Below are 12,327 nucleotides of genomic sequence, written 5' to 3'. Positions count from 1 at the left end.
TTGTTTTCCCTCCTTAACCTAGTAGCTCTTCTACAGATTTACCGCGTAATTTTGCAACATCTTCAGCGCGCTTAAGTTCGCTTAATCCGTTCACAGTAGCGCGAATCATGTTGATTGGTGTGTTAGTACCAAGAGATTTCGAAAGAATATCTTGTACACCAGCTAATTCTAGTACCGCACGAACAGGTCCACCAGCAATAACACCAGTACCCTCAGCAGCAGGTTTTAAGAATACTTCACCAGCTCCAAAATGACCGTTGATTGTGTGTGGAATTGTTGTACCAACTAATGGTACTGCGATTAGGTTTTTCTTAGCGTCTTCGATAGCTTTACGGATTGCGTCTGGTACCTCTTGTGCTTTACCAGTACCGAATCCAACATGACCGTTTTTATCGCCAACTACAACTAGTGCAGCAAAGCGGAAACGACGACCACCCTTAACAACTTTCGCGACACGATTTATCGTAACTACACGTTCTTCAAGTTCTAATTTACTTGGGTCAATGCGTTGCATCAATTTTCCCTCCTTTGACCATTAAAATTGTAATCCAGCCTCACGAGCAGCTTCAGCTAGAGCTTTAACACGGCCATGGTATAAGTAACCACCGCGATCAAATACTACTTCTTTAACGCCTTTCTCTACAGCACGCTTAGCAACTGATTCTCCAACTTTCGTAGCAGCTTCAGTATTGCTAGTACCGTTAAGAGCAAGGTCTTTATCAAGAGTAGATGCACTTACTAATGTTACACCATTTACATCATCAATAACTTGAGCGTAAATATGTTGGTTAGAACGGTACACGTTTAAACGTGGACGTTCTGCAGTACCAGTAAGTTTAGCACGTACACGTGCATGTCTTTTCTTACGAGTCGCATTTTTAGCAGCTTTAGTGATCATTCTTGTCACTCCTTTCTTTCACCTAACGGGTTTACTTAGCAGTTTTACCTTCTTTACGACGAACAACTTCGCCTTCGTAACGAATACCTTTACCTTTATATGGTTCAGGAGCACGTACAGCACGGATGTTAGCAGCAAATTCGCCAACACGTTGCTTGTCGATACCTTTAATTACGATTTTAGTTGGTACAGGTACTTCAACTTCAAGTCCTGCTTCTGGAGTCATTTCTACTGGATGAGAATAACCTACGCTTAAAACAAGTTTATCACCTTGTTTTTGAGCACGGTAACCAACACCGACTAATTCAAGTCCGCGTGCAAAACCTGTAGTTACACCTTCAACCATGTTTCCGATTAAAGCACGAGTTGTACCGTGTAATGCACGGTGTTCCTTCTGTTCAGATGGACGCTCAACTGTTAGTGTATTTTCTTCAATTTTGATAGACATATCAGTTTTGAAAGTACGAGTTAATTCACCTTTAGGGCCTTTTACTGTTACAGTATTGTCTTCTGCAACTGTAATAGTAACACCTGCAGGGATTTCAAGAATCTTTTTACCAATACGAGACATGTGGTCACACCTCCGTTCGTTTTAAATATATATTACCAAACGTATGCTACTACTTCTCCACCAGTTTGTAATTGACGAGCGTCTTTGTCCGTCATTACTCCCTTAGATGTAGAAACAAGAGCGATACCTAATCCGTTAAGTACACGAGGTACTTCATCAGCTTTTGCGTAAACGCGTAAGCCAGGTTTACTGATACGTTTTAATCCAGTGATTACACGTTCATTGTTTGCACCATATTTCAGGAAAATACGAAGGATACCTTGTTTGTTATCCCCGATGTATTCTACATCACGAATGAAACCTTCACGTTTTAAAAGATCAGCGATCTCTTTTTTGATTTTAGAAGCAGGAACCTCTAATTTCTCATGACGTACCATGTTCGCATTACGGATGCGAGTAAGCATGTCTGCAATTGGATCTGTCATCACCATGTGTTTTACCTCCTTCCCATTTGTGGGTTTTACCAACTAGCTTTTTTAACACCAGGAATTTGACCTTTATATGCAAGTTCACGGAAACAAATACGGCAAAGCTTAAATTTGCGGTATACAGAATGCGGACGACCGCAGCGTTCGCAACGTGTATACTCTTGTACTTTAAACTTAGGAGTACGCTTTTGTTTCGCGATCATAGATTTTTTAGCCACGTTTTCGCCTCCTCTACTTAGCGTTGGCTTCCATTATTTTTGGAATGGCATACCGAATTGTGTTAAAAGTTCACGAGCTTCTTCATCAGTTTTCGCTGTAGTAACGATTACGATGTCCATACCTCGGACTTTACTTACTTTATCATAATCAATCTCAGGAAAAATTAGTTGCTCTTTAACACCTAATGTGTAGTTCCCACGACCATCAAATGATTTCTTAGAAACACCACGGAAATCACGTACACGTGGTAAAGAAACTGATACTAATTTGTCGAAGAACTCATACATTTGCTGACCGCGTAAAGTTACTTTCGCACCGATTGGCATACCTTCACGAAGACGGAAACCAGCGATTGATTTTTTAGCGCGAGTTACAACAGGTTTTTGACCTGCGATTTGAGTTAATTCTTCTACTGCATTGTCTAAAGCTTTTGAGTTAGATACCGCGTCACCAACACCAGTGTTGATTACGATCTTTTCGATTTTCGGTACTTCCATCACAGATTTATAGTTAAACTTGCTCATTAGAGCAGGAGTAATTTCCTTTTGGAACTTCTCTTTAAGGCGATTCAATGAAGTGACCTCCTTTCTTAAGAAAATTATTTATCTAATAATTCACCAGATTTTTTTGCAATACGCACTTTTTTACCATCTTCTACTTTGAAGCCTACGCGAGTAGGTTCGCCTGTTTTCGGATCTAATACCATAACATTAGAAACGTGAATAGGTGCTTCTTTCGTAATAATTCCACCTTGTGGATTTAATTGAGATGGCTTAGAGTGTTTTTTAACGATGTTAACACCCTCAACGATAACACGGTTTTGCTTTGGGAAAGCCACAAGGATAACACCTTGTTTTCCTTTGTCTTTACCAGTGATTACCTGAACTTTATCACCTTTTTTTACATGCATCTTAATTCTGCACCTCCTTAGCAAGGCAATACCTTAAATTATAGAACTTCTGGAGCTAAAGAAACGATCTTCATGAAGTTGCTATCACGTAATTCACGAGCTACTGGTCCGAAGATACGAGTACCACGTGGGCTCTTATCGTCTTTGATGATAACCGCTGCGTTTTCATCAAATTTAATGTAAGAACCGTCCGGACGACGAGCTCCGCTCTTCGTACGTACCACTACTGCCTTAACAACGTCACCTTTTTTAACAACGCCACCTGGTGTTGCTTGTTTTACCGTAGCAACGATAATATCACCAATATAAGCATATTTACGACCAGAGCCGCCTAATACTTTAATTGTTAAAAGTTCGCGGGCACCAGAGTTGTCAGCAACTTTCAAACGAGATTCTTGTTGGATCATGTTATGAAACCTCCCTTCGGACTAAAAATTCCGATTCGTCTATTTAGATAACAACCGCTTCTTCAACGATTTCAACTAAACGGAAACGCTTAGTAGCAGAAAGCGGGCGAGTTTCCATGATTTTAACGATATCGCCAAGTTTCGCTTGGTTTTGCTCATCATGGGCTTTATACTTTTTAGAATACTTAACACGTTTTCCGTACAAGGAATGAGTTTTGTAAGTTTCAACTAAAACTGTAATCGTTTTGTCCATTTTGTCAGAAACAACACGACCAGTATAAACTTTGCGTTGGTTACGTTCGCTCACTATGCAAACCTCCCCTCAATTTATCGATTAATTCCGATCTCTCTTTCACAAACTACAGTTTTCATACGAGCAATCGCTTTACGTACTTCACGGATGCGAGTTGGATTCTCTAATTGTCCTGTAGCAAGTTGGAAGCGAAGATTAAACAACTCTTCCTTTAAAGCTTTAACTTTTGTTTCGATTTCGGCAGTGGTTAATTCACGAATATCATTAGTTTTCATTAGATTCACCACCATTTACTTCACGTTTTACGAATTTACATTTCACTGGTAATTTGTGAGCTGCAAGACGTAATGCTTCGCGTGCTACCTCTTCAGATACACCCGCAATTTCAAACATAATTTTCCCAGGTTTTACTACTGCTACCCAGCCTTCTGGTGCTCCTTTACCGGAACCCATACGTACTTCTAGAGGTTTTGCAGTGTAAGGTTTAGAAGGGAAAATTTTAATCCATACTTTACCGCCACGTTTCATGTGACGAGTCATTGCACGACGAGCAGCTTCGATTTGACGGTTTGTAATCCATGAAGCAGCTAGTGCTTGTAAACCGAATTCACCAAAAGCGATTTCAGTTCCACCTTTTGCACGACCACGCATTTTACCACGATGCTCTCTACGATATTTTACGCGTTTAGGCATTAACATATTATTTTCCTCCTTCCTCAGAAGCTTTCTTTTTTGTAGGAAGGACTTCTCCACGGTAGATCCATACTTTTACGCCTAATTTACCGTATGTTGTATCAGCTTCAACTGCTGCATAGTCAATATCAGCGCGAAGTGTATGAAGTGGAACAGTTCCTTCACTGTAAGATTCTGCACGAGCGATATCAGCTCCGCCAAGACGACCAGAAACCTGTGTTTTAATACCTTTTGCTCCTGCACGCATAGCACGTTGAATAACTTGCTTTTGTGCACGACGGAATGATACACGGTTTTCTAATTGACGAGCGATGTTTTCGCCTACTAATTTAGCGTTAAGATCAGCTCTCTTAACTTCTAAAATGTTGATGTGTACACGCTTGCCTGTTAATTGGTTAAGAGCTTTACGAAGCGCTTCAACTTCAGTACCACCTTTACCAATTACCATACCAGGTTTCGCAGTGTGAATTGTAACATTTACACGATTTGCTGCACGTTCGATTTCTACTTTAGCAACAGCAGAATCTTTTAAGCGTACAGTAATGTACTCACGGATTTTGATGTCTTCATGTAATAACGTAGCATAATCTTTCTCAGCGAACCAACGAGATTCCCAGTCGCGGATAATACCGACACGAAGACCAATTGGATTAACCTTCTGACCCATCGATTATCCCTCCTTCTTTTCTGATACCACAACTGTGATGTGGCTTGTGCGTTTGTTAATTTGGCTTGCACGACCCATTGCACGTGGACGGAAACGTTTCAACGTTGGACCTTCGTCAACGAAGACTTTTTCAACAACTAGGTTGTTAATATCCATCTCATAATTGTGCTCTGCATTTGCGATTGCAGATTTTAAAACTTTTTCTACAACTGGAGAAGCAGTTTTTGGTGTGTGGTTAAGGATAGCAATCGCTTCACCCACTTGCTTACCTCGGATTAAGTCTACTACTAAACGAACCTTACGAGGAGCAATACGAACTGTTCTCACTACTGCTTTAGCTTGCATTGAAGTGCCTCCTCTCATTATCTTCTAGTTTTCTTATCGTCAGCAAGGTGACCTTTATACGTACGAGTTGGTGCGAATTCACCTAACTTATGGCCAACCATATCCTCAGTGATGTACACAGGTACGTGTTTACGACCATCATATACAGCAATTGTATGTCCGATGAACTGAGGGAAGATTGTTGAACGGCGAGACCAAGTTTTAACAACTTGTTTTTGCTCAGATGCAACTAATTTTTCCATTTTGTTCATTAAGTGATCATCGACAAATGGTCCTTTTTTTAAGCTACGAGCCATTTTGGTGCCTCCCTTCGTGATTGGCGTACGGTTCTTGAAGCGAACCGTACTACAATCCCATTATTTTTTACGACGACGAACGATAAATTTATCAGACGCTTTGTTTTTCTTACGAGTCTTGAATCCAAGAGTTGGTTTACCCCATGGAGACATTGGAGACTTACGTCCGATTGGAGAGCGACCTTCACCACCACCGTGTGGGTGATCAACCGGGTTCATTACAGAACCACGAACTGTTGGACGCTTACCTAACCAGCGAGAGCGACCTGCTTTACCGATTTTGATAAGTTCGTGTTGTTCGTTACCAACTTGACCGATTGAAGCGCGACAAGCAGATAATACTAAACGTACTTCACCAGAAGTTAAACGTACAAGTACGTATTTTCCTTCTTTACCAAGTACTTGAGCAGATGTACCAGCAGAACGAACTAATTGTCCGCCACGACCAGGCTTAAGCTCGATGTTATGAACAACAGTACCTACTGGAATGTTGATTAATGGTAATGCGTTACCGATTTTAATGTCAGCTTCAGGGCCAGACACAACTTCCATACCTACTTCTAAAGTTTTAGGAGCAAGAATGTAACGTTTTTCACCGTCAACGTAATTAATTAATGCGATATTCGCAGAGCGGTTTGGATCATATTCGATCGTAGCAACGCGTCCTGGAATTCCATCTTTGTTACGCTTAAAGTCGATGATACGGTATTGACGCTTATGTCCGCCACCTTGATGACGTACAGTAATTTTACCTTGGTTATTACGACCAGCCTTTTTGCTTAAAGGAGCAAGTAAAGACTTTTCCGGTCTGTCGGTCGTGATTTCAGCGAAATCATTCGTAGTCATATTACGACGACCGTTAGTAGTTGGATTATACTTTTTAATTCCCATCTCAATTTCCCTCCTTCTTTAGTAAGAATTAAACGCCTTGGAAGATTTCGATTTCTTTGCTGTCAGCAGTTAGCTTAACGATTGCTTTACGACGACGGCTAGTAAAACCAGCGTGACGACCAACGCGTTTTGCTTTCGGCTTGTAGTTCATGATATTTACTTTGTCTACATTAACACCAAAGATCGCTTCTATCGCGTCTTTAACTTCTGTTTTATTAGATTTAACGTCCACGTCGAACGTGTATTTTTTTTCAGCCATCATTTCCATAGAACGTTCAGTGATAACTGGGCGCTTAATGATATCACGAGGATCTCTCATTATGCAAGCACCTCCTCTACTTTTTCCACTGCCGCTTTTGTCATGATTAGCTTATCATGATGAAGCACATCTAGCACGTTTACGCCATCAGCAGTGATTACTGTTACTCCTGGGATATTGCGAGCAGATAACTCTACAGATTCGTTTGCATCAGCAGTTACGATAAGAGCTTTCTTCTCAACAGTTAATCCTTTAAGTACTGCTACCATGTCTTTTGTTTTTGGTGCATTTAACACTAGGTCTTCAAGAACTACAATGTTGTTCTCAACTACTTTAGTAGCTAATGCAGATTTGATTGCTAAACGACGAACTTTCTTAGGAAGTTTGTACGCATAGCTTCTTGGTGTAGGTCCGAATACCGTACCACCACCACGCCATTGAGGAGAGCGGATAGAACCTTGACGAGCACGTCCAGTTCCTTTTTGACGCCATGGTTTACGACCACCACCGCGAACTTCAGAGCGAGTTTTTACTTTGTGTGTACCTTGACGTAAAGATGCACGTTGCATCATTACAGCTTCAAATAGTACAGCTTCATTTGGTTCGATACCGAAAATAGCTTCAGCTAATTCGATTTCACCAACCTGTGAACCAGTTTGGTTATATACAGTAACTTTTGGCATTGGAATTCCTCCTTCCTATTGTGAATTATTTGCTAACCTTCACAGCGCCTTGAACAACTACAAGAGATTTCTTAGCACCTGGAACGTTACCTTTTACTAGTAATAAGTTGCGCTCAGTGTCAACTTGAACGATTTCTAAGTTTTGGATAGTAACTTGGTCTCCACCCATACGTCCAGCAAGTTTTTTGCCTTTGAATACACGGTTCGGAGCAACTGGCCCCATTGAACCTGGACGACGGTGATAGCGAGAACCATGAGACATAGGTCCGCGAGATTGTCCGTGGCGTTTAATAACACCTTGGAAACCTTTACCTTTAGAAATTCCTGTTACGTCAACGATTTCACCTGCAGCGAAAACTTCAACTTTTACCTCTTGACCAACCTCTAATCCGTCCACGTCTGCATCGCGGATTTCGCGAATGAAGCGCTTAGGAGTTGTAGATGCTTTAGCAGTGTGGCCTTGTTCAGGTTTGTTAGTTAACTTTTCACGTTTATCTTCAAATCCTAACTGAATTGCGTTGTAGCCATCAGTTTCAGTTGTTTTCTTTTGAAGAACAACGTTTGGATTAGCAGCGATTACCGTTACTGGGATTAACTCACCGTTCTCAGCAAATACTTGAGTCATACCGATCTTTCTTCCTAAGATTCCTTTGGTCATGAGTTACACCTCCTACATTTTTAAGTTATATGAATTATAATTTGATTTCGATATCTACACCAGATGGTAAGTCTAAACGCATTAATGAATCTACTGTTTGTGGAGTAGGACTCACGATGTCGATTAAACGTTTGTGCGTGCGCATTTCGAATTGTTCACGAGAATCTTTGTACTTATGAACAGCACGAAGAATTGTGTAAATAGTCTTCTCAGTTGGTAATGGGATTGGACCAGAAACTGTTGCCCCAGAACGCTTAGCTGTTTCTACAATTTTCTCAGCTGATTGATCAAGAATACGGTGATCATAAGCTTTTAAACGGATACGAATTTTTTCTTTTGCCATTATTTTCCCTCCTTCGTTCGCCTATTTCTAAAATAGACCTTCTCCATGGAAATTTCCCCACACCATGCCATGGCAAAGCGGCCGGGTGTGTCAGCAACCTTCCACTTCATCGCAGTCAAAGACCAACATTGTCTATTATACAATGTTATTCGTCTAGATGCAAGCATCTTTTTGTTTGCATCTGCTTTTCTCTACTTTTGCTATTATACATGGCACTTTAAAGAATATCAAGTTTTCATCTACTCTTATTTAACTTACAGTTTTTGGGTGTCACTTTCGTTTTATATACTATAGAAGAAACTCATTCAAAAATAGAAAATGCATCTCTTTCTTCTATAGTAATAAGCAATAAAAAAACTCAAGGGAGAATCCCTTGAGTTTTTAATAATCTAATTAAAGACTACTCAGCAACGATTGTAGCAACTACACCGTAACCTACTGTACGTCCACCTTCACGAATAGAGAATTTAGTTCCCTCTTCGATAGCGATTGGAGCGATAAGTTCGATAGTCATTTCGATGTTGTCACCAGGCATTACCATTTCAGTACCTTCTGGTAATTGGATGATACCAGTTACGTCAGTTGTACGGAAGTAGAACTGTGGACGGTAGTTAGCGAAGAATGGAGTGTGACGTCCACCTTCTTCTTTAGATAATACGAAAACCTCAGCTTTGAATTTAGCGTGTGCTTTTACAGAGCCAGTTTTAGCAAGAACTTGTCCACGTTGGATGTCTTCACGAGCAACCCCACGAAGTAGAGCACCGATGTTGTCTCCAGCTTGAGCTTGGTCAAGAAGCTTACGGAACATTTCTACACCAGTTACAGTTGTATTAGCATTCTCTTCAGCAAGACCGATGATTTCTACTACGTCACCAACTTTAACGATTCCACGCTCAACACGACCAGTTGCAACTGTACCACGACCTGTGATAGAGAATACATCCTCGATAGGCATTAAGAATGGTTTGTCAGTTTCACGTTCTGGAGTTGGGATGTAAGCATCAACTTCAGCCATTAATTCGATGATTTTTTCTTCCCACTCAGCTTCTCCTTGAAGAGCTTTAAGAGCAGAACCTTTAATTACAGGAATATCGTCGCCTGGGAATCCGTATTCAGATAATAGGTCGCGAACTTCCATTTCAACTAATTCTAATAATTCTTCGTCGTCTACCATGTCGCATTTGTTTAAGAATACAACGATGTAAGGAACACCTACTTGACGAGAAAGAAGGATGTGCTCACGTGTTTGAGGCATTGGACCATCAGCAGCAGATACTACTAAGATACCGCCGTCCATTTGAGCAGCACCAGTGATCATGTTTTTAACATAGTCAGCATGACCTGGGCAGTCAACGTGTGCATAGTGACGAGTTTCAGTTTCGTACTCAACGTGTGCAGTTGAGATTGTGATTCCGCGCTCTCTTTCTTCTGGAGCAGCGTCGATTTGATCGTATCCGCGTGCTTCAGCACCACCAGCTTTTGCAAGAACTGTAGTGATCGCAGCAGTTAATGTAGTTTTACCATGGTCAACGTGGCCGATTGTACCGATGTTAACATGGGGTTTAGAACGTTCGAATTTAGCTTTAGCCATTCTAAATTCCTCCTTAGTTTATATAGGTTATTTTATATTTAGACTAGAAAGTGAAACTTAAGTCTCACTTTCTAAGCTTACATAAGTAGTTATACTTGAACAATCGATAAAAATCAATTATTCACCTTTATTTTTTTTAATAATTTCTTCAGAAACAGACTTCGGTACTTCTTCATAATGATCAAATGTCATTGAGAATGTTCCGCGTCCTTGAGTGTTAGAACGTAATGCCGTTGCATAACCGAACATTTCAGAAAGTGGAACCATAGCGCGAACAACTTGTGCGTTACCGCGAGCTTCCATACCTTCTACACGTCCACGACGAGATGTTACGTCACCCATAATGTCACCCATGTACTCTTCAGGAATTACAACTTCAACTTTCATCATTGGCTCAAGAATTACTGGGCTACATTTAGAAACCGCAGCTTTAAGCGCCATAGATGCAGCGATTTTGAACGCCATCTCAGAGGAGTCAACATCATGGTAAGATCCGTCAACTAACGCAGCTTTAATGTCAACTAGTGGATAACCAGCTAGTACACCATTTTTAAGTGAGTCTTCAAGACCCGCTCCAACAGCTGGGATGTATTCACGTGGAACTACACCACCGACAACCTTGTTTTGGAATTCGAATCCTTTACCTTCTTCATTAGGTTCAAACTCAATCCAAACGTGACCGAATTGTCCACGACCACCAGATTGACGAGCGAACTTACCTTCAACTTTCGCAGCAGCGCGGAAAGTCTCACGGTATGCTACCTGAGGAGCACCAACGTTTGCTTCCACTTTGAATTCACGGCGCATACGGTCAACGATGATATCAAGGTGAAGTTCACCCATACCAGCGATGATTGTTTGGCCAGTTTCTTGGTCAGTGTGAGCACGGAATGTTGGATCTTCTTCAGAAAGCTTAGATAATGCTGTACCCATTTTATCTTGGTCAGCTTTAGATTTTGGTTCGATAGCTACAGAGATAACTGGCTCTGGGAATTCCATAGACTCAAGGATAACAAGGCTCTTCTCGTCACAAAGAGTATCACCAGTAGTAGTATCTTTTAAACCTACAGCAGCAGCGATATCACCAGCGTAAACTGTTGAAATCTCTTCACGGCTGTTAGCGTGCATTTGTAGGATACGACCTACACGCTCACGCTTACCTTTAGTTGAGTTTTTCACGTATGATCCAGAGTTTAACACACCAGAATACACACGGAAGAACGTTAACTTACCAACATAAGGGTCAGTCATGATTTTGAATGCTAGAGCTGCGAATGGTTCTTCATCGCTAGACTTACGCTCGATAGCTTCCTCCGTATCCGGAAGAGTACCTTTAATAGCAGGTACATCTAATGGAGATGGTAGGTAGTCAATAACTGCGTCTAACAGAATTTGAACACCTTTATTTTTGAATGCAGAACCACAGATTACTGGGAAGAATTCAACAGAAGTTGTAGCCTTACGGATACCAGCTTTAAGCTCTTCTACAGTGATTTCTTCACCTTCTAGGTACTTCATCATCATTTCTTCATCAAGCTCAGCTACCGCTTCAATAAGTTTTCCACGGTATTCTTCAGCTAATTCTTTGTGCTCTTCAGGAATTTCAACACGCTCGATGTCTGTTCCTAAATCGTTACTGTACATGTAAGCACACTCTTCAACAAGGTCAATGATACCATTGAACTCGTCTTCAGCACCGATTGGTAACTGAATTGGATGTGCGTTTGCTTGTAAACGATCGTGGATTGTTCCTACAGAGTATAAGAAATCTGCACCAATCTTATCCATTTTGTTAACGAATACGATACGAGGTACACCATAAGTAGTAGCCTGACGCCAAACAGTTTCTGTTTGTGGTTCTACACCAGATTGTGCATCAAGTACTGCTACTGCGCCATCAAGTACGCGTAAAGAACGTTCTACTTCTACTGTGAAATCTACGTGTCCTGGAGTGTCAATGATATTTACACGGTGACCTTTCCATTGTGCTGTAGTTGCAGCAGAAGTAATTGTGATACCACGTTCTTGCTCTTGCTCCATCCAGTCCATCTGAGATGCACCTTCATGAGTTTCACCGATTTTATGAATACGTCCTGTGTAATACAGAATACGCTCAGTTGCTGTTGTTTTACCAGCATCGATGTGAGCCATGATACCAATATTACGAGTGTTTTCTAAAGAGAACTCTCTAGTCATTTGGTGTCTTGCTCCTTCC

Annotated in this window: 21 protein-coding genes; all 21 read right to left on the bottom strand. The window is 41.1% G+C overall.

The annotated features are described in order from the left end of the window. Nucleotides 1–13: 13 nt before the first annotated feature. The 21 genes from rpsE to fusA all read right to left on the bottom strand — a co-directional run bounded on the left by rpsE (nucleotide 14) and on the right by fusA (nucleotide 12,308). On the bottom strand, nucleotides 14–514 hold the full coding sequence (rpsE, locus tag MHB76_RS00755; RefSeq protein WP_002063426.1) for a 30S ribosomal protein S5: 501 nt from the start codon (nucleotides 512–514) through the stop codon (nucleotides 14–16). A gap of 21 nt (nucleotides 515–535) precedes the next feature. Further along, the gene (rplR, locus tag MHB76_RS00750; RefSeq protein ID WP_002009761.1) at nucleotides 536–898 is read right to left on the bottom strand and encodes a 50S ribosomal protein L18; all 363 of its coding nucleotides are present in this window, start codon (nucleotides 896–898) and stop codon (nucleotides 536–538) included. Between the two features lie 31 nt (nucleotides 899–929). Further along, nucleotides 930–1,469 (bottom strand): 50S ribosomal protein L6, encoded by a 540-nt coding sequence (gene rplF / locus MHB76_RS00745; RefSeq protein ID WP_002063425.1) that lies wholly within the window; start codon nucleotides 1,467–1,469, stop codon nucleotides 930–932. A 32-nt stretch (nucleotides 1,470–1,501) separates the two neighbouring features. Beyond that, nucleotides 1,502–1,900 (bottom strand): 30S ribosomal protein S8, encoded by a 399-nt coding sequence (rpsH, locus tag MHB76_RS00740; protein ID WP_002091529.1) that lies wholly within the window; start codon nucleotides 1,898–1,900, stop codon nucleotides 1,502–1,504. Between the two features lie 29 nt (nucleotides 1,901–1,929). Then, nucleotides 1,930–2,115, bottom strand: coding sequence for a 30S ribosomal protein S14 (gene rpsN / locus MHB76_RS00735; RefSeq protein WP_001085700.1), 186 nt, complete (start codon nucleotides 2,113–2,115; stop codon nucleotides 1,930–1,932). Nucleotides 2,116–2,148: 33 nt separating this feature from the next. Beyond that, nucleotides 2,149–2,688: a 50S ribosomal protein L5 gene (rplE, locus tag MHB76_RS00730; protein ID WP_002091528.1), complete on the bottom strand. Its 540-nt coding sequence runs from the start codon at nucleotides 2,686–2,688 to the stop codon at nucleotides 2,149–2,151. A 26-nt stretch (nucleotides 2,689–2,714) separates the two neighbouring features. Beyond that, the gene (gene rplX, locus MHB76_RS00725; protein WP_000558201.1) at nucleotides 2,715–3,026 is read right to left on the bottom strand and encodes a 50S ribosomal protein L24; all 312 of its coding nucleotides are present in this window, start codon (nucleotides 3,024–3,026) and stop codon (nucleotides 2,715–2,717) included. A gap of 38 nt (nucleotides 3,027–3,064) precedes the next feature. Further along, nucleotides 3,065–3,433, bottom strand: a complete 369-nt coding sequence (gene rplN / locus MHB76_RS00720; RefSeq protein WP_002063420.1) for a 50S ribosomal protein L14 — start codon at nucleotides 3,431–3,433, stop codon at nucleotides 3,065–3,067. Between the two features lie 43 nt (nucleotides 3,434–3,476). Then, the gene (gene rpsQ / locus MHB76_RS00715) at nucleotides 3,477–3,740 is read right to left on the bottom strand and encodes a 30S ribosomal protein S17 (protein ID WP_002091526.1); all 264 of its coding nucleotides are present in this window, start codon (nucleotides 3,738–3,740) and stop codon (nucleotides 3,477–3,479) included. A gap of 20 nt (nucleotides 3,741–3,760) precedes the next feature. Then, nucleotides 3,761–3,961 carry a 50S ribosomal protein L29 gene (gene rpmC / locus MHB76_RS00710; protein ID WP_002091523.1) on the bottom strand — a complete coding sequence of 67 codons (201 nt, stop codon included), beginning with the start codon at nucleotides 3,959–3,961 and terminating at the stop codon, nucleotides 3,761–3,763. Continuing rightward, complete coding sequence (rplP, locus tag MHB76_RS00705) at nucleotides 3,951–4,385, bottom strand: 50S ribosomal protein L16 (RefSeq protein WP_002159603.1); 435 nt, start codon at nucleotides 4,383–4,385, stop codon at nucleotides 3,951–3,953. Before rplP ends, rpmC begins: the two co-directional genes overlap by 11 nt. 1 nt (nucleotide 4,386) lies before the next feature. After that, entirely contained in the window at nucleotides 4,387–5,046 is a 660-nt protein-coding gene (gene rpsC / locus MHB76_RS00700; protein ID WP_002009771.1) for a 30S ribosomal protein S3, read from the bottom strand. Between the two features lie 3 nt (nucleotides 5,047–5,049). Next, entirely contained in the window at nucleotides 5,050–5,391 is a 342-nt protein-coding gene (rplV, locus tag MHB76_RS00695) for a 50S ribosomal protein L22 (RefSeq protein WP_002009773.1), read from the bottom strand. A 17-nt stretch (nucleotides 5,392–5,408) separates the two neighbouring features. After that, a complete protein-coding gene (gene rpsS, locus MHB76_RS00690; RefSeq protein ID WP_000124452.1) occupies nucleotides 5,409–5,687 on the bottom strand; it encodes a 30S ribosomal protein S19 in 279 nt (92 codons plus the stop codon). A gap of 60 nt (nucleotides 5,688–5,747) precedes the next feature. Next, nucleotides 5,748–6,578, bottom strand: a complete 831-nt coding sequence (gene rplB, locus MHB76_RS00685; RefSeq protein WP_002159604.1) for a 50S ribosomal protein L2 — start codon at nucleotides 6,576–6,578, stop codon at nucleotides 5,748–5,750. A gap of 28 nt (nucleotides 6,579–6,606) precedes the next feature. Continuing rightward, on the bottom strand, nucleotides 6,607–6,897 hold the full coding sequence (rplW, locus tag MHB76_RS00680; RefSeq protein ID WP_001205557.1) for a 50S ribosomal protein L23: 291 nt from the start codon (nucleotides 6,895–6,897) through the stop codon (nucleotides 6,607–6,609). Next, on the bottom strand, nucleotides 6,897–7,520 hold the full coding sequence (gene rplD, locus MHB76_RS00675) for a 50S ribosomal protein L4 (protein ID WP_001127261.1): 624 nt from the start codon (nucleotides 7,518–7,520) through the stop codon (nucleotides 6,897–6,899). The genes rplW and rplD overlap by 1 nt, the downstream gene beginning before the upstream one ends. Nucleotides 7,521–7,545: 25 nt before the next feature. After that, on the bottom strand, nucleotides 7,546–8,178 hold the full coding sequence (gene rplC / locus MHB76_RS00670; RefSeq protein ID WP_000160209.1) for a 50S ribosomal protein L3: 633 nt from the start codon (nucleotides 8,176–8,178) through the stop codon (nucleotides 7,546–7,548). Between the two features lie 34 nt (nucleotides 8,179–8,212). Beyond that, nucleotides 8,213–8,521 (bottom strand): 30S ribosomal protein S10, encoded by a 309-nt coding sequence (rpsJ, locus tag MHB76_RS00665; protein WP_001040595.1) that lies wholly within the window; start codon nucleotides 8,519–8,521, stop codon nucleotides 8,213–8,215. Between the two features lie 400 nt (nucleotides 8,522–8,921). Beyond that, nucleotides 8,922–10,112 carry an elongation factor Tu gene (tuf, locus tag MHB76_RS00660; protein WP_002159605.1) on the bottom strand — a complete coding sequence of 397 codons (1,191 nt, stop codon included), beginning with the start codon at nucleotides 10,110–10,112 and terminating at the stop codon, nucleotides 8,922–8,924. A 117-nt stretch (nucleotides 10,113–10,229) separates the two neighbouring features. Continuing rightward, nucleotides 10,230–12,308: an elongation factor G gene (gene fusA, locus MHB76_RS00655; protein WP_078174992.1), complete on the bottom strand. Its 2,079-nt coding sequence runs from the start codon at nucleotides 12,306–12,308 to the stop codon at nucleotides 10,230–10,232. Between the last annotated feature and the right edge of the window lie 19 nt (nucleotides 12,309–12,327).

Source organism: Bacillus sp. FSL M7-1345, from assembly GCF_038006985.1.
GTDB lineage: Bacteria > Bacillota > Bacilli > Bacillales > Bacillaceae_G > Bacillus_A > Bacillus_A cereus_U.
The sequence above is the reverse complement of the archived record's forward strand: the minus strand, read 5'-3'. Positions and strand labels throughout refer to the sequence as shown.